Origin of the sequence: Actinophytocola sp., assembly GCF_036378875.1 — a bacterium.
Lineage (GTDB): Bacteria > Actinomycetota > Actinomycetes > Mycobacteriales > Pseudonocardiaceae > Actinophytocola.
Genome location: NZ_DASUVO010000156.1, coordinates 1 through 17,988 on the forward strand (window position 1 = coordinate 1; position 17,988 = coordinate 17,988).

The window sequence follows — 17,988 nt, forward strand, 5'->3', positions numbered from 1 at the left end:
GACCGTCGGGCCGGGACGGCCGCGAGGGTCGGGCGGATGGTGCCGGTGCTGTACTCACTGATGATCACGAGGGCACCGAGCGTGCCGAGGGCGAGCATCATGATCAGCGCGCTGTTGGAGGTGAACGCCTCCAACAGGGGTATCCCGTCTCGGATGAAGTCGGCGCGGTCGGCGGCGTCCTGTTTCCAGTGGCTGTAGGTGTCGTAGGCGATGGCGGTGTTCAACCCGATGACGGTCAGACCTGTGGCGCCGTAGGCGATCCAGGTGGAGCGCAGGGACCGAAGTTTGATCCACTCGGCGGCGGCCAGGTCGCGAAAACGCGCGCGGGGTTCGATGGACACGTTCGCCGGGGTGGTGTTGGTCGTGGTCATCGGGGTTCTCCTGCGGGGTACTGGACGCTGTCGGCGGTGAGTTCCATGAACGCCTCTTCCAGCGAGGCGGACCGGGCGTCGAGGCGGTGCAGCGGGATGCGGTGCTGCTGGGCGATCTCACTGACCCGGGCCGCGGTCAGGCCGGTCACGGTGAGCAGGTCGCCTTCGGTGTGGACCGCCGCGCCCGCTGCCGTCAGCAGGTCCTTCAGGACGGGCGCTGCCGGTGTGCCGACCGTGACGCTTCGCCGGGTGCCACGGGCCGAGAACTCCGCGAGACTCTCCGCGGCGATCAGCACGCCACGGCCGATGACCACGAGCTGGTGGGCGGTGTGTTCCATCTCCGACATCAGATGGCTGGAGACGAACACGGTGCGGCCCTGCGCGGCGAGCCGCCGGAACAGGTCGCGCACCCACTTCACGCCCTCGGGATCCAGGCCGTTGAGTGGTTCGTCGAACAGCAGCACCGGCGGGTCGCCGAGCAACGCGGTGGCGATGCCCAGCCGCTGTTTCATGCCGAGGGAGAAACCGCCGATGCGGCGTCGCGCGGCAGAGGCGAGACCAACCTCCGCCAGTACCTCCGTCACCCGGCTCCGCGGGATCCGGTTGCCGCGGGCCAGGGCGGACAGATGGGCTATCGCGGTATGCCCGCCGTGCACATCGTGTGCGTCCAGGAGCGAACCGACGTGACGCAGGCCGCGGGACCGGGTCCGGAAGGGGCGACCGTCGACGGTGACCGTGCCGCTGGTGGGCGCGTGCAGGCCCAGGATCATGCGCAGCGTGGTGCTCCTACCGGCGCCGTTGGGCCCGAGGAACCCGGTCACCAGACCGGGCCGCACGGTGAAGGTCAGGTTGTCGACGGCCGTGGTGGCGCCATATCGCTTGGTGAGTTCGTTGACTTCGATCACGGCGACAACGGTGGCGGTGAGCGGGCCTGCTCGTCGTCGGACCGCCGCTGACACTTTGCCGGGCGGCACCAGCCCTGGTTGTACAACCACGGACCGATGCCCGGTCACGATCACACCTTTACGATCGCGGCATGCCCGCCGCACCCCGCCTGCCGCTGCTCAAGCGCATCCCGCCCGGCTTGTGGACGGCACTGGTGTGGTTCGTGGCGGCGGTGCAGCCCATCGTGGAATACGTCGTGCTGCCGCCGCGGGACGAGTACTCGCTCAGCTATCCCCGTGACGGTCTGGGTTCGTTCGAGGCCCGGGCGCTGCTCGTCCTCGCCGCCGCGCTGGTCGTGGCCGGCGGCGCACTGCTGCGCCGCCGGACGTCGGTGGGGTACGTGCTGGTGATCGCCGCCACGGTCGTGTCCACACTGGCCTGGCGGCAGGACGGGATTCCACCGTTCCAGTTCCTGGCAACCGATGTCGCCCTCTGCTACGTCGCCGCCACCCAGCCCCGACGCGGCTCGCTCACCGCGGCCGGCGGGACGCTCGGCGTCCTCGCCGGCTACCTCGTCCTGCGGTTGATCACCGGCGGCGACCTCAACACCGCTCCCGAGGCAGTTCTGGCCCTGACCGTGGCCATCGCCTGGCTCATCGGCAACTCGACGTCCCAGGCCCGGGCCCACACCCAGCAACGGCACGCCCAGGCCGCCGCGCAGGCGGTCACCGCCGAACGGCTGCGCATCGCCCGCGAGATGCACGACACGGTCGCCCACAGCATCGGCATCATTGCCCTGCAGGCCGGCGCCGCGGTCCGGGTCGCGCAGACCCAGCCAGACCGCGCCCGCGAAGCGATGCGCACCGTGGAGAAGACGGGCCGCGAGACACTGTCCGGACTGCAGCACATGCTCGGCACGCTGCGCGAGACCGACCACGACCACGCGCCGTTGCGACCCGCGGCCGGCCTGGCCGACGTCGAACAACTCGCCGCCACGACCACAGCGTCGTCGCACGTCCACGTGCGGGTGTGGTGGAAGGGCACACGCCGCCCACTGCCCGTCGACATCGACCTGGCGGCATTCCGGATCATCCAGGAATCGGTGACCAACACCGTGAGGCACTCAGGTGCCGATACCTGCCAGGTAAGCATCGGCTACCACGTCGACGAACTCGCCATCGAGATTCGCGACCGCGGGAACGGCGCCAGCACCGGCAATGGCACTGGCACCGGCTACGGGCTGGCCGGCATGCGCGAGCGAGTAGCCCTGCTGCACGGTGACCTCACCGCCGCGCCACATCCGGCGGGCGGCTTTCTGGTCACCGCCCGGCTGCCGATACCCGCGGAGGCCGGATGACCATCCGTGTCCTGCTCGCCGACGACCAACCCCTGGTCCGCACCGCACTCGAGATGGTGATCACCGACGCCGACGATCTCGAGGTCGTCGGCGAAGCCGCGGACGGCGTCGAAGCGGTCCGGCTGACCACAGAACTCGCCCCCGACGTCGTGGTGATGGACATCCGGATGCCCGGCACGGACGGCATCGAAGCCACCCGGCAGATCACCACCGGCACCCGCGCCGCCACACGGGTAGTCGTCCTGACCACCTTCGACGACGACGAGTACGTCTACAGCGCGCTACACGCCGGCGCATCCGGATTCCTCGTCAAAGCCATGGCCCTCGACGACATCCTCGCCGCCGTCCGCACCGTCGCCACCGGAGACGCCCTCATCGCCCCCAGCGTCACCCGCCGACTGATCACCGAATTCGTCAACCGCCCCACATCGACACCCCCACCACAGGCACAGCTCACCGGCATCACCGACCGGGAACGCGAAGTCCTGACCCTGGTCGGCAAAGGCCTGTCCAACACCGAGATCGCCCACGAACTGTCCATCAGCGTCGCCACCGCCAAGACCTACATGACCCGACTGCTGTCCAAACTCAGCGCCCGCGACCGCGTGCAACTCGTGATCCTCGCCTACGAAACGGGACTCGTGACAACAACCCGATAAACGCCAACATTCACCGACACGGCCTACCCGAACACAGTCCCACCGTTGGTGCGAGCTGATGCGGATCCGGTTGGGCTCATCCTGTTCGCGTGGTTCGACGGGCCCAGGACGTCGCCACCAAGGCTGCCAGGGTGCATCCGGCCAGTGTGGGGACGATCAGGTGCGGGCCGGCGAGGGTGATGACCGTTCCCACGGCAAGTGGCGCGGCGGTGCTGCCGAGCATCGCGCACGCCACGCCCGCGGCGCAGGCACGGCGAGGATTGGACGCCGTGGCGGACAACCATGCCAGGCACGTGGGCAGGACGGGGCCGGCGGCCAGACCTGCCAGGGCGTAGCCCGCCGGTGTGAGGCCCGGGATCATCGCGACGGCCAGGGCTCCCAGCCCGCCAGTCAGACACCAGGTGACCACCCGGTCCGGTGACGCGCGCCGTGCCAGCGCCGGGATCACGAGTCGGCCCGTTGCCAGCCCTGCCCAGAACAACGCGCTCAGCACGGCTGCCGCGCGTGGCGAATGGCCCTCCACCACCAGGTGTGTCGGCTCCCATGTCGCCACGCTCGACTCCAGGGCCGCGTAGCAGAACAGCAACGCGCAGAACGGGACCGCGACGCCTGTCCTCCCCGGGGAGGCAGTGGCCCGCGGGGTCAGGGACGGTGCGATGCCCGTCACCGGCACGACCGCGACCAGAACCACTGCCAGGACAAGGAACTCCACCGGGTAGGCGTCGGGCAGGCACAGTCCGGTGATGGCCGGGCCGGCCAGCGCACCGACGCCGAACGCCGCGTTGGCCAGGTTTACCCGGACGAAGCCGCGGCGGCCGGGCTGCCCCGCGAAGTAGGTGTTCACACACAGCGTCAGTGCGCCAAGTCCCAACCCGAACACGGCCGCGGCGACGACCTTGCCCCACCACCCGGGGGCGACGGCGATGCCCGACACCCCGGCGGCCGCCGTCACCAGCATGCCAAGCACCGCCGCGCGGGTGAGGCGCGCTCCCGGCAGTGCGCCGACGACCACCGTGCCGGTCAGCGCGCCCGCGAAGAACGCACTGACCAGCAGTGCCAACGATGATGCCGGCAGGTCGAACTCCTGCCTGAACACAGGGAGAAGGGGACCGAGACTGGCTTCTCCCACGCCGAGCAACGCGAACAGCAGGAACGCCGACAACTCCGTCGCCCCACCACCGGCCTCCCGCACGCGTCGACCGGCGATCACCCCGACGCGGGTCCGATCGGCCGTCACGGTGTGCCGTAGAACCCGCGCACCGTCTCGCAGACGTAGGAGATGTCGCCCTCGTCCAGGTCCGGGCGGATCGGGAGGCACAACGTTTCCACCGCGAGCTTCTCGGCGACCGGGAACCGGCCACGGCGCAGCCCCAGGTCGGCGAAGGCCGGTTGGAGGTGCAGCGGCACCGGGTACCGGACCACCGCGTCGATGCCGTGGTCCTGCAGGTGGTCGACCAGCGCGTCCCGCACGCGTTCGCTCTCGGTGCGGACCTGGAAAAGGTGGTACACGTGCTCCTCCGGCGCGGCGCCCTCCTGGAAACGCAGTGGCAGACCGGACAGTTCGGCGCGGTACCGGGCAGCCACTTCTCCGCGCGCCCGGCTCCAGTCGTCCACCATGTCCAGCTTGTGGCTGAGCACCAGCGCCTGGATCGCGTCGAGACGGGAGTTGTAGCCCAGGATCTCGTGCTCGTTCTGGCGCGGTTGGCCGAAGTGGCGCAGCAGCGCCACTCGACGGGCCACCTCCGGGTCGGGCGTGCTGATCGCACCGGCGTCGCCGGCCGCGGCGAGGTTCTTGGCCGGCGAGAAGCTCCAACACCCCGCGCTGGAGCGGGTGCCCACTCGGTGGCCGCCCGAACGGGCGCCGACGGCCTGAGCGCAGTCCTCGACCAGGGTGACACCGCCGGCAGCGCAGATACCGATCGCGCGCTCGACGTCGACCGCCTGCCCGAACAGGTGGACGACCACCACTGCCCGGGTCCTCGGCCCCAGCGCCGCGGGCACCTGGTCCAGGTCGACGAGGAAGTCGCTCTCGCGGCAGTCGACGAAGACCGGGGTCGCGCCGAGCCGCGCCGCCGCCAGTGCCGTGGCGTGGAACGTGTTCGCCACGGTCACGACCTCGTCCCCGGCACGCACCCCGACGGCGTCCAGGGCGAGCACAAGGGCATCGGTGCCGGAGTTGAGGCCGGCCACCCCGACACCGCCGAGGAAGTGGGCGAAGGCCCGCTCGAACTCCTCGGTGGGCGGACCGAGCACGTACCGCCCGTCCAGCAGGAGGCGCTCGATCTCGGGCACGAGGCCGTCCCGCAGCGCCCGGAACTGCGCGGCGTAGTTGTACTTGGGGACCTTGTAGTCGCGCATCTCGTCAGTGCTCCTCGGTGATCCGGCCGTCGACGCGCCCGTAGTCGTCCTCGACGCGGACGTTGTCGCTGCCGTCGTCACAGGTCGACGCCTCGACGAGGACCACGTCCGTCACCGCCGCGACCCGGTGGATGGCGCCGGGGTCCACGTGGGCGACCGAACCCGCCGGGAAGGGGATCTCCTCGTCCGGGGAGTCGATGCTCGCGCGGTAGTGGAGGACCGCGTCGCCGTCGAGGATGAAGTAGGTCTCCCGCTTGCGTTCGTGGTACTGCAGGCTGGTCCGGCGGCCGGCGAGGATGCGCACCACCTTGAAGCCGAACGGGCTGTCCAGCTCGTGCAACCACCTCTCCTGGCCCCATCGCTTGACCACGTTCTTGATCTCACGGAACGGGAGCATCCTGATGCCCGTCGTCACCACCTCCGGCGTGCCACACTCGTGCGGCACGTCCGGGGGCACCGGTTCCGCGATGCCCCTGGCGCGGTCCGCCGTTCCCGTCGACACCCTGTCCACTTGACCACTCCTGTCGGTTTCGCTGTTGATCAGAGCTGGTGATCAGCTGAGACGGCGCGCACGCGCGGAGGTCGTCGACCACAGCCGGATGGTCCGCCGCGACGACTCCTCCCATGTGGGTGCGGCCCACTGGTTGGCCGCGAGCACGGCCCGCCTGCGCCGCCGCTCGGCGGGATCCACGCACAGCCGGACGACGTGACCGGCGAACGTCGTGGCGTCGTCGGCGAAACAGACCGCCGAGCGCAGTGGCTCGGGGATGCCGCGGATCCCACCGACCGTCGTCGACACCAGCAGGCACGACCGGCGGATCGCCTCGATCACCTTGACCTTCACGCCGCCGCCGATGCGCAACGGACACAGGACGACGTCGGCCCGGTCCAGTTCGGCCGGGAGGTCGTCGACGTACCCGACGACGTCGACACCGGCCCGTTCGGCGACCGACCGGGCCAGGGCCGCCCCCACGTTGACCCCGACGAGCCGCAGCCGCGCACCAGGCACCCCTGCCTGGATGAGCGGGAAGACCTCGTCGACCAGCCAGCCGAGCGCGTCCCGGTTGGGCGGGTAGTCGTAGTCGGCGACGAACAGCAACCGCGGGGCGGTCAGACATCCGTCGTCCGGTGGCCGAGGAGGGGCCTCGGGCAGGTGGTCCCAGCCGTTCGGGATCAGGTGTGGCACGACGGTCGGCTCCCGACGGTGCATCTCGTCGGCGTCCTCGGGGCTGAGCGCGACGACCGCGCCCGCCTGCCGCCACGCCCACCCCTCGTGCCGCTCGATCTCCCTGATCCGGCTGTCCGGCACGGGTTCACCCGTGCTGGCGCGCTGCGCCACCAGCTGGGACTCGACGTTGTGGTCGACCAGGATCGTGCGGCCGTGCAACCTCAGGGGGACCAGGCGCACGAGATAGTGCCCCTCGACGTGCACCGCGTCGACGGGGTCACCGTCCCCGGTAAGCCGCTCGATGTGCGCGGCCGCGGCCCGCGACGCCCGGTCCGGCGTCGGGCCGGGCGGTGACTCGTCGACGAAGACGTGGGTCGTCAGGCCAGGGAGGTCGGGTACCGCGTCCCTGTGCCGGGCGACGTCGTCGGCCGGCGCGACGACGACCAGGTCGACGCGTGCCTCTCGCAACGCGTGCCGCACCAGGATCTCGCAACGCATCCGGCCGCCGCCCACGGGCGGCCACAGCATGTCGTGCGAGACGACGAGCACGCGTGGCCGCACGTCATTCGTGCCACCGATGTCCATGAACAGTCCTCCCCACGTCAGTGAGCTCTTCCCGGCACGACGGCCGGGTCGCCGCCGACCACGCGGGCGGTGAGCGCCCGCAGGTCTTCGACGCACCACTCGCACCCGAGTCGGTCGCGCCCGACGGTCGTGGTCACGCCCACGACCCGCATCCCCGCCGCACGCGCGGCGGCCACCCCGGCCGGGGCGTCCTCCACCACGACGCAGGCGGTGGGCCGGCACCCCAACCGCGCGGCGGCCTGGAGGTAGCCCTCGGGGTCCGGCTTGCCGCGCTCGACGTCGTCCGCGGTGACGAGGACCGGCGGGAGCTCCAGGCCGGCGGCGCCGAGCCGGATCCGCGCCAGCCGCCGCCACGCCGAGGTCACCACCGCCCAGCGCGCGGCGCCGAGTTGGGCGAGCAGCCGCCGCGCCCCCGGGACGGCCGCGATGCCGTCCCGGCAGTCCTCCTCCGCACTGGCGAGCCGGGCCAGTTCGCCCGCCACATCGAGCCACGGCGCCACGAGCCGGACGACCTCGTCGTTGCGGCGGCCGTGCGAGAGCCCCATCAGCTCGTCGACGTCGAATCCGTGGCCGTCACCCCAGTCCGACCACACCCGGCGCACGCACTCGGCCGAGTCGAGCAACGTGCCGTCCATGTCGAAGAGCACGGCTGCGCAGGAGATGGTGTGCCGAACCGGCCCGTCCGACACCCGGAGCTCTAGCACGAGGCACCGACCAGCCAGACGTGCTGGCCGCGGTAGGCGTCGGCCAACGCGGCCCGCTCGCCGGACTCGGCGACCCTGCGAGCGCAGGACAGTACCGCCGCGACGGGATCGGTGAGGACGACGACCGGGTGTCTGCCGCACCGGTGCTCGACCGCGGCGCGGACGGCCGCCGCGAACTCCGGCAAGCCGGTGACGAGACCGCCGGTGACGACCGTGCCGTCAGTGGCGGTCAGGCCCGACAGCTCGCGCACCCGGGCGGCCCCCGCGGCCAGTGCGTCCACCGCGGCGCCCACCACGTCCGCCGCGACCTCGTCACCGTCGAGCCAGCAGCCCAGCACCACGGGGGCCAGGCCGGCCACGGCCTGTTTGGGAAACGGCAGGGCGGCCATGCGCCTTGCCTGGGCGGCGACGTCCACACCCATCCGCCAGGACAGCGCGTCGGCGAGCGCGGACGGCGGGCCGGTGCCGTCGCGTGCCCGCAGTGCCGCCCGCAGGCCGCACAGGCCGATGTCGAACGCACTGCCCTGGTCGGCCCCGAGGTACTCGTGGCCGCCCACCTGCACCACGGTGTCCCCGTTGCCGCCGAGGAACCCGCTGCCGGTGCCGGCCACCACCACGGCCCCGCGGCCCGCGAGCGGAGGTGCGACGAGCATCGGGACCGCGTCGTTGGACACCGCGGTCACCCGCGATCGCGGCGGCAGCAGTGCGGTGATCGAGAACAGTTCGGCGGCCGCGCTCGGCGCCACGATCCCCGCCCCGGCGATCCAGCCCACCAGCTCGTGTCCCCTGGCCGCGTCGGCGATGACGGTGAAGACCTCGCGCAAGCGGTGGCGGAGGACGGCCTTTCCTGCCACGGCCGGACTGACCGAACCGAGCTCCCGCCGCACCGCGGGACGGCCGGGCACCTCGATCGCGACCCGGGTCGTCGTGCCACCCGCGTCGACGCCGTAGACGGCCGGCGGCCGACTACTCCTTGCCAAGGGGGGTCTCCTCGACGTGCCCGTCGACCAACCGGACCACCGAGGGTTCGGGGAGCGGGAAGATCATGGCCCCGCCGGACTCGAGGAAGTCCCGCTCCCGCGCCATGAAGCTGGCCCGGAAGTGCCACGGCAGGACGAAGTAGTGGTCTGGTCGAAGCGCCCGGGAACCCTCTTCGGACACGATCAGGATGTCCGTGCCCACGGTCCGCAGGCCCCACTTGTCCCGGTTGCGTTCCGCCGCCGCCGTGAAGTGCCGGTGGTCGAGGCCGAAGTACTGCAGGATCGTGTTGCCCTTCGTGGACGCGCCGTAGACGTGGAGAACACGGCCTGCCGCCAGCTCGCCGAGGACGAACACGCGCACCGCGTCCCGGATCCCGGCGATCCGGGACGCGAACTCCTGGTATGTCCGCACGTCACCCAGCCCCATGTCCTGCTCGGCCCGCGCCAGTGCCGCGACGCGTTCCGCTCCGCCGGAAAACGGCCACGGCGCGTCGTGGCCGTCGTGCTGGACGTAGAGCCGGAAGCTGCCGCCGTTGACGTCGTTGCGCTCGACGTCCCGTATCCGCAGGCCGTGCGCCCGGACCAGCCGGTCCATCACGTCCAGCGAGTAGTACCCGACGTGTTCGTGGCAGATGTTGTCGAAGTTGTTTCCGGCGAGCATGGTTGGCAGGTAGGCCATCTGCACGACCCAGAGCCCGTCGGGGGCCAGGACCGAGGCGATGTCGCGCACGAAGTCATGGGGGCGTTCGAGGTCGTAGAACATCGCGATGGACGTGACCACCTTGGCGCGCACCGACGGCCCCAGGTGCCGCCGGAACCCCTCGGCGCTGAAGAGTTCCGGCACGACCAGGTCGGTGCCGGCCGCCGCCTCCTGCTGCAGGTTGCGCGCCGGCTCGAAGCCCACCAGCCGCAGGTCCCCACGGCCGTAGGTCCGCAGCAGTGTGCCGTCGTTGGCGCCGATGTCGAGGACGACGTCATCCGCCCGCAGCGGAACGGCGGATCCGGCCCTGGCGGTGATGTCGGCCAGTGCCGCACGCATGGACTCGTTGGTTCCGGACCGGTACCAGTACTGGCTGTACAGCAGGGAAGGGTCGACGCCGCGGTGTTTGAGCTGCACGAACGCGCAGCCACCCTCGCCCGGGTCGCAGATCGCGAGGACGAGCGGGGCCAGGAGCGGCTCCGCGTCGTCCGCGAAGTCGGCCACGGCGAGGTTCCCCAGGTCGAGCACTTCCCGCAGGGCGCGCTTTCCGCAGGTTCTGCAGTTCTGAATTTCGTTGGCCGGCAGGTCCACCGGTGTCCTCCCCAGTCGCGGTCGGTGCGTACAGGACGATCGGCGTCAGGCGACGAGACTGGCGGCCGAGACGAGTTCGGCGAGCCCGGACTCGAGGTCGACGTCGGCCGTGAAGCCCTTCGCGCGCAACTTCTCGTAGGACACCGAGTAGTCGCGCTGATCCGGGTCCTCGGCGAAGTCGGCGAAATGCAGGTAGCAGTTGACGCGCCTGCGGACGGCGTGGACGATGTCCGCCTTCGACAGGTTCAGCGCCTCGTTGCCGACGTTGTAGACGTCATCGGCGACGACGTCCCAGTTCCTCAGCGCGAACACGATGGAGCGCGCCATGTCGCGGACGTGGACCAGTGTCCGTCGGGACTGCCCCTGGTAGACGACCAGGTTGCCGCGATGGACGGCCTGGTGCACGAAGTCGTTGACGAGCAGGTCGAAGCGCATGCTGGGGCTCACCCCGAACGCGGTGGCGTACCGGTAGACGACGCTGTTGCCGGCCGCCAGCACCAACTCCTCCGCCGCTGCCTTGGCACGGCCGTACAGCGTCAGCGGGGTGAGCTCCGTCTGTTCGGTACACACCGCGTCCAGCACCTTCCCGTAGACGCTCCCCGTGGACGCGAACACCACCCGCTGGTGGTTCCCGCGCAGCTCGAGCAGCAGGCGGGTGCACTCCACGTTCGTGGCCCATGCGTGCGCCGGTTCACGCTCGCACGCGGGCTGGCCCACGATCGCCGCGAGGTGGACCACGGCGTCGACGTCGGCCATGGCGACCGAGAGGGTGCCCTCGTCGGACATGTCCCGCCGCACCATGTCGAAACGCTGGTGCGTGCAGCACGACAGCAGACCGGGCCTGCCGGCTCTGACGGGGTCTATCACCCGGACGAAGTGCCCGTCGTCGAGCAGCATGGGGACCAGCACGGAACCGACGTAGCCGGCACCCCCGGTGACAAGTACACGCATCGTTCCCCTCTTCCTAACAACATGGATTCCCCCGTACGACCGCCGGAAGGCGTGGCTCGTGTGGTCACGACCGTGGCACGGGCCGTCCACAACCCGTCGACAACTGGGTGACACCGCGGGTGGTCGGGGCGGCGGCACGGCCGGTTCGGTCGGATGTCTTGATGTATCTGGACATCGTGGCCGTGGCTCATGTCAGTAGCGCATGGTTCGACGGGGTAGGGCGGGGTGGTGCTGGACCTTGGCAGAGGCGAAGTGGGGTGCGGCAGGCAGTGCGTGGACGTTCGGGGTGCTCGGCCCGTTGGAGGTCGCCGTGGGTGGCCGGGTTCTCGCGGACCTCGGCGGCCCCCAGCTGCGCGTCGTGCTGGCGTTGCTGGGGGCCAATGCCGGCCGTGCGGTGAGTGTGGCGGCGTTGGTGGAGGGGTTGTGGGGGACGCACGCTCCGTCGGACGCCGCCCGGACGACGCGCACGTATGTGTCCAGGCTGCGCAAGACGCTGCGGGCCGATGCGGGCATGGGGGCGGAGGACCTGATCGTGACTCGCCCACCCGGGTATGCGCTGCGACCGGATCCGGACACGGTGGACGCGGCACGGTTCGAACGACTGGCCACCGCCGGGCGGCAGGCCCTCGACGCCGGGCATCCGGCGCGTGCGGCCGAGCGGTTGACCGCCGCGCTGGAGTTGTGGCGCGGCGAGGCCTACGGCGAGTTCGCCCACGTCGCAGCACTCCAGGCCGAAGGCGAGCGGCTGGACCGGCTTCGCCTGACCGCCGTACAGGACCGGATCGAAGCGGACCTGGCGACCGGGATGGGCGAGGTGCTGATCGCGGAGTTGGAGGGGCTGATCACACGGCATCCCGGACACGAGCGACTGTGGGGCCAGCTGATGACGGCCCTGTACCAGGCCGGGCGTCAGGCCGACGCGCTGCGGGCGTTCCAGCGGGCCCGCGAGGTGCTCTCCGAGGAGTCCGGCCTGGAGCCGTCACCCAGGTTGATCGAGATTCAACGGCAGGTCCTGGCCCAGGACTCCCGCCTGCTCCCCACCCGTACCGCCAAAGCGGGCGGCGTCCCGGCCGCCCGGCCGGCGCAACTGCCGCCGGCGGTGCGGGCCTTCGCCGGCCGCCGCAGCGAACTGACCGGTCTGGACGCGGTTCTGCCTGGGCAGGCCGGGCCGGCGGGCGTGGTGATCTCGGCGGTGTCCGGGACCGCCGGGGTGGGCAAGACGGCGTTGGTCGTGTACTGGGCGCACCGGGTGGCCGCACAGTTTCCGGACGGGCAGCTGTATGTGAACCTGCGTGGGTTCGACCCGGCCGGGGCGGCGCTGGATCCGGCCGACGTGTTGCGGGGGTTCCTGGATGCCTTCGGGGTGCCGGTGGCGGGGCTTCCGGCCGATCGCGACACGTTGACCGGCCTGTACCGCAGTGTGTTGGCCGGCAAGAGGGTGCTGGTGGTGCTGGACAACGCCGGCGACGTCGAGCAGGTCCGTCCGCTGCTGCCCGGTTCTCCCGGCTGCCTGGTCGTGGTGACCAGCCGCCACCAGCTCACCCCGCTGGTCGCCGTCGAAGGCGCTCACCCACTGGTGCTGGGCCTGCCATCGCAGTCCGAGGCACGGGACCTGCTGGCCCGCCGGCTCGGACCGGAACGGGTCGCGAACGAACCCGCCGCGGTAGAGGCGATCATCGCCGGATGCGCGCGGTTGCCGCTGGCACTGGCCGTCGTCGCCGCCCGGGCCGCCACTCACCCCGGCTTCCGGCTCGCCACGCTGGTAACGCAGCTACGCGACGTCACCAGTGCGCTGGACGCTCTTCACGGCGGTGACGCGGCCACCGACATCCGGGCCGTGTTCTCCTGGTCGTACGGCGCGTTGAGCACAACCGCCGCCCGGCTGTTCCGCCTGTTGGGCCTGCACGTCGGCGCGGACATCGGGACAGCGGCCGCGGCCAGCCTCGCCGGTGTCCCGGTCCGAACGGTGCGGGTGTTGCTGGCCGAGCTGACCCGGGCCAACCTGCTCACCGAACACGCCCCCGGCCGGTACACCTTCCACGACCTGCTGCGCGTCTACGCGACCGAACAAGCCCACACCCACGGCAGCGACAGCCAGTTGCGGAGGGCCCGGCGACGGCTGCTCGACCACTACCTGCACACCGCCCACGCCGCGGCCCTGCTGCTCCACCCGCATCGTGCCCAGCCGATCACCCCGACCGCGGCCGAGACCGGAGTCACCGCCGCGCATCTCACCGACCTCGGGCAGGCACTGGCCTGGTTCACCGTCGAGCACCCCACGCTCCTGGCCGTGATCGAACTGGCCGCCGACACCGACACCTGCCAGTTGGCGTGGGCCCTCGCGACCTTTCTCGAGCGGCAGGGGCGCTGGCACGACCTGGCCGCCACCCAGCACGCCGCCGTAGGCGCCGCGCGGCGGCTGGCCGACCGGCCCGCCCAGGCCCGGGCCCACGGCAGCCTGGCCGGCGCCGATGTCCGGCTGGGTCGTTTCGCCGACGCCCACACTCACCTGCGGCTGGCCCTCGACCTGTTCGACCAGCTCGGCGACCGTGTCGGACGGGCCCACACACACCTCGACTTCGGGTGGCTGTTCGAGCGGCAGGGTCGCCACACCGAGGCGCTCGGCCACGCCATGCAGGCCCTCGACCTGTTCCGGGCGGCCGGCCACCAGGACGGGCAAGCAAGGGCTCTCAACCAGGTCGGCTGGTGTCATGCCCAGCTCGACGACCACCACCAGGCCCTCATCTGGTGCGAGCAGGCTCTTGTCCTGCATCAGGCACTCGGCGACCGCGCCGGCGAGGCCCACACATGGGACAGCCTCGGCCACGCCCACCACCACCTCGGCGCCCACGAGCACGCCGCCACCTGCTACCAACACGCACTGGACCTCTTCCGCCGGCTCGGCGACCGCTACAACGAAGCCGACACGCTCACTCATCTCGGCAACATCCACTGTGCGGTCGGCGACGCCGACGCCGCCGACGCCGCCTGGCAGCACGCCAAGACCATCCTCAGCGAGCTCGACCACCCGACTGGTGACGCGTGGGTCAGGTCAGGAGTGACTCCAGGAGTTGGGGCAGCACAGTGAGTTTGTGCGCGCACGTCCCGGTTGGCGCCCGGCCAAGCGGCACAGGAGGAACGCGCCATCGAACGCGACGAAGACGTGGGTCGCATCACTCCGCTTCGTGTGCGCGGGTGGCCTCGACGAGGGCGCGGATCGTCGGGTATCGGTAGAGCGATCGCAGTGGCACTGCCGGTAGCCGGCGTTCGCGGGACTTGGCCGCTATGCGCACCGCGAGCAGGGAGTTGCCGCCCAGGTCGAAGAAGTCGTCGTCCGGGTCGACAGGTATACCCAGGACAGAGCGCCACACCTCCAGCAGGGCTTGGATGAAGGCGTCCTCCGGTGGCTCACGTTCGCCGGCGGTGGATTTCGCGGGTGGCTTGGGGGGTGGGAGTCGGCGCAGGTCGATCTTGCCGTTGGTTGTCAGTGGGAGGCTCGGCACGGCGGTGACGGTGGTCGGCACCATGTGGTCCGGGAGGATGCGGCCGGCGCGCTCGCGGACCTCGTCCGTCGACGAACCGTCGAGCACGACGTAGGCGTCGATGCCGGTCGTGGCACGGTCCCCTTCGCGTAGCACCACGGCCGCCGCGCGTACCGCGTGGTCCTCGAGCAGCACCGACCGGACCTCGTCCAGTTCGATGCGGAAGCCGCGGACCTTCACCTGGTTGTCGATCCTGCCCAGGTGTTCCAGCGTGCCGTCCGGGCGGAGCCGGCCCTCGTCCCCGCTGCGGTAGAGCCGTCCGCCGCCGAACGGGTCGGCGATGAACCGCTCGGCGTTGAGTTCCGGCCGGTTCAGGTATCCAAGCGCCACCCCGGCCCCGCCGACGTGGATCTCACCGGGGATCCCGGGTGGCAGCAGCCGCCCGGCGGGGTCGAGGACGTGCGTGCGCCAGCCGGGGAGCGGCCGGCCGACCGTGCGGGACGCCGCGAGCGCCTCGCGGCGGGTGATGGTCCCCGCCGTCACGTGCACCGTGGTCTCGGTGATGCCGAACATGTTGACCACGCGGCATTCCGTCTCCGGGTGCCGGTCGAACCACGGCAGCAGCATCCTCGTGTCAAGCGGCTCCCCGCCGAAGACGACCAGGCGGACCGCGAGCGGCGGCCGTGTCCGGTCGGCCTCCAGCAACTGGGTGAACGCCGACGGGGTCTGGTTGAGCACGGTGACCTGCTCGTCGACGAGCAGGTCGTGGAACTCCTCCGGTGATCGGGACACCCAGAACGGAACCACCACCAGCCGCCCTCCGGTGAGCAGGCAGCCCCAGATCTCCCACACGGAGAAGTCGAACGCGCTCGAGTGGAACAGCGTCCACACGTCGTCGTGGCCGAGGCCGAAGTCCTCGCGGGTCGCGGCCAGCAGTGCGATCACGTTGGCGTGCGTGACCACGACGCCCTTGGGGCGGCCGGTGGAGCCCGAGGTGTAAATGACGTACGCGGGGTCGGCCGGCGTGGTCGCCGGCTCGGGTGCCGCCCGGTCGCCGAGCGCGGCCAGTTCCTCCGGGGTCACCAACCGGAGGCGGGCCGCGGTCGGGAACTCCTCGTGGGTGGTGACGACGACGCCGAGATCGGCGTCCGCCGTCATGTAGGCGAGGCGCTCCGCCGGGTAGGACGGGTCCATCGGGACGTAGACCGCGCCCGCCTTGAGCACGGCGAGCATTGTCGCCACCAGGTGTGCCGAGCGGTCGAGGCAGACGCCCACCCGGTCGCCGTCGCCGACGCCCGCGCGGCGCAGCCCGCCGGCCAGCCGGTCGGACAACTCGTCGAGCTCCCGGTAGGTGAGCCGCTCCCGCTGGTGGCACAGCACGACAGCGTCCGGCCGCTCGGCGACCCTGGCCGCGAACACGTCGTGGATCCGTGTCGCGCCGCCCTCCGGCGGTGCGGCGGAGCCGCCGAGGGCGATGACCCGTTGCCGCTCCCCTTCGTCGAGCAACTCGACGTCACCGACGGGCAGCCGGGGTGTCTCGACGACCTGCCGGTGCACCTCGGCGAGATGACGGACGAACTGCGCCGCGATCTCGCCGCCGATGCACGCCTCGTGCTCGTAGCGCAGTCGTGTCCGCCCGATTCCGATGGTGAGGGGGAATGGGAGCGCGAGCCAGCCGCGGTACTCGCCGGCGGCGGGTGGGTCGGTGTCGAAGACCAGGCCGACAGCGACCTGCCCGGCCGCCGTGCTCGCCGGTGACCGGAACCGGGTGACCAGGTCGTCGAGGGTGCGCGCCGCCATGTCCTCAACCGGTCCCGTCCCCCGGGTGGTCACGGTGTCGAGCACGGCAGTCAGCGCGCTCTCGCCGCCCTCGTAGCGCGACAGGACCACGGCGAGCGCGGCCAGCCAGGTGGGCGGGTCGCTGCCGTCGGCCCATGGGCCGAGGTCGAACTCGCCCGTGCCGGCCGCGGACCCACCGAGCCCCCACCGGGGGGCGGCCGTGGTCACCCGTGCCGGTGCCTGGCGGGACCACAGCGGTTCTGGTGTGGCACCACCGGTCAGGGCCGCGACGAGCCCGTCGAGGCCGCGCCGGCCGACCACCGCCCGGTCCGCCACGAGAACCAGGTCGACGCGGTCGTCGCCGCACAGCAGGACCGCGCGCAAACCGCGGGCGGCCGGGACGGCGAGTTCGGCGGCGAGCCGGCGCCGCGCGGCGGCGGTCGGCACCCGCTCCACCCAGAGCGTCGCCGGCACGTCCATCCCGGCCCGCCGAACGATCGCCGCGTAGTGCTCGGCGACCACCGCCGGCTCGACCGGTCCGGGCAGGCGGCTGCTGATGGCGTGACACCACACCGGGCTGACGGTGCTCATCGGACCGTGAACCCCCCGTCGACGGTCAGCACCGAGCCGGTGACCTGGCGGGACTCGTCCGACGCGAGCCAGAGCGCGGCGGCGGCGACGTCCTCGGGCTCGACCAGCGCGTTCATCGGCTGTGCCTGGACGAACGTGTCCTCGTGGTCGGTGACCGGCACGTCCAGCGCCCTGGCGATCTCGGACAGCATCCGGCCCTCCACCCATGCCGCGTCCCGGACCGACCCGGGGCACAGCGCGTTGACCCGGACCTTCATCGGGGCGTAGTCCAGTGCCGCGGCCCTGGTCAGGCCGATGAGTCCGTGTTTGGCGACGACGTAGCCGGCGAAGTTGCGGTAGCCGACGAGACCGGCCGTGGATGACACGTTGATGATGCTGCCGGCGCGCCTGCCGGTCATCATGGCGGCTACGGCCCGGGTCATCCGCCACGCGCCGGACAGGTCCACGTCGATCATGAGCCGCCACTCGTCTTCGGTGATTTCATGCACCGGCTTGCCGGAGGGCGCCGCGATTCCGGCGTTGTTCACCAGCACATCGACCTGTCCGAACCGTTCGTGCGCCAGGCCGGCGACCTCGGCGCTGTCCGCCGGCTCGCGCACGTCGGCCTCGGCGGTCAGCACGATCACGCCGTGGTCACGGCACAGGTCGGCGGTGTGCGCGAGCTGGCTCGCCGAGCCGAGCGGGTACGGGACGCCCGGCAGGTCCTTGGCGATGTCGACGAGCACGAGGCCCGCGCCTTCCCGGGCGAACGCGACCGCGCAGGCCCGGCCGATGCCCCGGGCCGCGCCGGTGATGATGGCCGCCTTGCTGGCGAGCCGCATGGCTGT

14 protein-coding genes and 1 pseudogene are annotated in these 17,988 nt (G+C 71.5%); 3 read left to right on the plus strand and 12 right to left on the minus strand.

The genetic code is table 11. The annotated features are described in order from the left end of the window. Together VF106_RS43765 and VF106_RS43770 are read right to left on the minus strand one after the other, a co-directional pair. Nucleotides 1–371 (minus strand): annotated as a pseudogene (locus tag VF106_RS43765) (ABC transporter permease); the annotation flags it as partial. Further along, entirely contained in the window at nt 368–1,276 is a 909-nt protein-coding gene (locus tag VF106_RS43770; protein ID WP_330845958.1) for an ABC transporter ATP-binding protein, read from the minus strand. The pseudogene VF106_RS43765 and the gene VF106_RS43770, both read right to left, overlap by 4 nt. 131 nt (nt 1,277–1,407) lie before the next feature. Here VF106_RS43770 and VF106_RS43775 point away from each other — a divergent pair, with 131 nt between their 5' ends. Continuing rightward, nucleotides 1,408–2,613: a sensor histidine kinase gene (locus VF106_RS43775; RefSeq protein WP_330845959.1), complete on the plus strand. Its 1,206-nt coding sequence runs from the start codon at nt 1,408–1,410 to the stop codon at nt 2,611–2,613. Continuing rightward, nucleotides 2,610–3,272 (plus strand): response regulator, encoded by a 663-nt coding sequence (locus VF106_RS43780; protein WP_330845960.1) that lies wholly within the window; start codon nt 2,610–2,612, stop codon nt 3,270–3,272. Before VF106_RS43775 ends, VF106_RS43780 begins: the two co-directional genes overlap by 4 nt. 76 nt (nt 3,273–3,348) lie before the next feature. Here VF106_RS43780 and VF106_RS43785 read toward each other — a convergent pair whose 3' ends face one another. The 8 genes from VF106_RS43785 to VF106_RS43820 all read right to left on the minus strand — a co-directional run bounded on the left by VF106_RS43785 (nt 3,349) and on the right by VF106_RS43820 (nt 11,309). After that, nucleotides 3,349–4,509: an MFS transporter gene (locus VF106_RS43785; RefSeq protein WP_330845961.1), complete on the minus strand. Its 1,161-nt coding sequence runs from the start codon at nt 4,507–4,509 to the stop codon at nt 3,349–3,351. Continuing rightward, nucleotides 4,506–5,630 carry a DegT/DnrJ/EryC1/StrS family aminotransferase gene (locus VF106_RS43790; protein WP_330845962.1) on the minus strand — a complete coding sequence of 375 codons (1,125 nt, stop codon included), beginning with the start codon at nt 5,628–5,630 and terminating at the stop codon, nt 4,506–4,508. Before VF106_RS43790 ends, VF106_RS43785 begins: the two co-directional genes overlap by 4 nt. Nucleotides 5,631–5,634: 4 nt before the next feature. Then, on the minus strand, nt 5,635–6,141 hold the full coding sequence (locus tag VF106_RS43795; protein ID WP_330845963.1) for a cupin domain-containing protein: 507 nt from the start codon (nt 6,139–6,141) through the stop codon (nt 5,635–5,637). 42 nt (nt 6,142–6,183) lie between these two features. After that, nucleotides 6,184–7,383 (minus strand): glycosyltransferase, encoded by a 1,200-nt coding sequence (locus VF106_RS43800; RefSeq protein WP_330845964.1) that lies wholly within the window; start codon nt 7,381–7,383, stop codon nt 6,184–6,186. 17 nt (nt 7,384–7,400) lie between these two features. Further along, nucleotides 7,401–8,030: an HAD-IA family hydrolase gene (locus VF106_RS43805; protein ID WP_330845965.1), complete on the minus strand. Its 630-nt coding sequence runs from the start codon at nt 8,028–8,030 to the stop codon at nt 7,401–7,403. 50 nt (nt 8,031–8,080) lie between these two features. Continuing rightward, nucleotides 8,081–9,067: a BadF/BadG/BcrA/BcrD ATPase family protein gene (locus VF106_RS43810; protein WP_330845966.1), complete on the minus strand. Its 987-nt coding sequence runs from the start codon at nt 9,065–9,067 to the stop codon at nt 8,081–8,083. Then, nucleotides 9,054–10,295 (minus strand): class I SAM-dependent methyltransferase, encoded by a 1,242-nt coding sequence (locus VF106_RS43815; protein ID WP_330845967.1) that lies wholly within the window; start codon nt 10,293–10,295, stop codon nt 9,054–9,056. The genes VF106_RS43810 and VF106_RS43815 overlap by 14 nt, the downstream gene beginning before the upstream one ends. Before the next feature lie 108 nt (nt 10,296–10,403). Beyond that, the gene (locus tag VF106_RS43820) at nt 10,404–11,309 is read right to left on the minus strand and encodes an NAD-dependent epimerase/dehydratase family protein (RefSeq protein WP_330845968.1); all 906 of its coding nucleotides are present in this window, start codon (nt 11,307–11,309) and stop codon (nt 10,404–10,406) included. Nucleotides 11,310–11,547: 238 nt separating this feature from the next. Between VF106_RS43820 and VF106_RS43825 the strand changes: the two genes are divergently transcribed. After that, on the plus strand, nt 11,548–14,397 hold the full coding sequence (locus tag VF106_RS43825; protein ID WP_330845969.1) for an AfsR/SARP family transcriptional regulator: 2,850 nt from the start codon (nt 11,548–11,550) through the stop codon (nt 14,395–14,397). A gap of 85 nt (nt 14,398–14,482) precedes the next feature. On the opposite strand, the gene VF106_RS43830 is transcribed toward VF106_RS43825, so the two are convergent. After that, a complete protein-coding gene (locus VF106_RS43830) occupies nt 14,483–17,161 on the minus strand; it encodes an amino acid adenylation domain-containing protein (protein WP_330845970.1) in 2,679 nt (892 codons plus the stop codon). Then, nucleotides 17,158–17,982: an SDR family oxidoreductase gene (locus tag VF106_RS43835; RefSeq protein ID WP_330845971.1), complete on the minus strand. Its 825-nt coding sequence runs from the start codon at nt 17,980–17,982 to the stop codon at nt 17,158–17,160. Before VF106_RS43835 ends, VF106_RS43830 begins: the two co-directional genes overlap by 4 nt. Nucleotides 17,983–17,988 lie beyond the last annotated feature (6 nt).

Bases quoted from the DNA above. Each gene is read 5' to 3' on its own strand.
- VF106_RS43775 (WP_330845959.1), top strand. From the start codon at position 1,408: ATGCCCGCCGCACCCCGCCTGCCGCTGCTCAAGCGCATCCCGCCCGGC.
- VF106_RS43780 (WP_330845960.1), top strand. From the start codon at position 2,610: ATGACCATCCGTGTCCTGCTCGCCGACGACCAACCCCTGGTCCGCACC.
- VF106_RS43790 (WP_330845962.1), bottom strand. From the start codon at position 5,630: ATGCGCGACTACAAGGTCCCCAAGTACAACTACGCCGCGCAGTTCCGG.
- VF106_RS43800 (WP_330845964.1), bottom strand. From the start codon at position 7,383: ATGGACATCGGTGGCACGAATGACGTGCGGCCACGCGTGCTCGTCGTC.
- VF106_RS43820 (WP_330845968.1), bottom strand. From the start codon at position 11,309: ATGCGTGTACTTGTCACCGGGGGTGCCGGCTACGTCGGTTCCGTGCTG.
- VF106_RS43830 (WP_330845970.1), bottom strand. From the start codon at position 17,161: ATGAGCACCGTCAGCCCGGTGTGGTGTCACGCCATCAGCAGCCGCCTG.
- VF106_RS43835 (WP_330845971.1), bottom strand. From the start codon at position 17,982: ATGCGGCTCGCCAGCAAGGCGGCCATCATCACCGGCGCGGCCCGGGGC.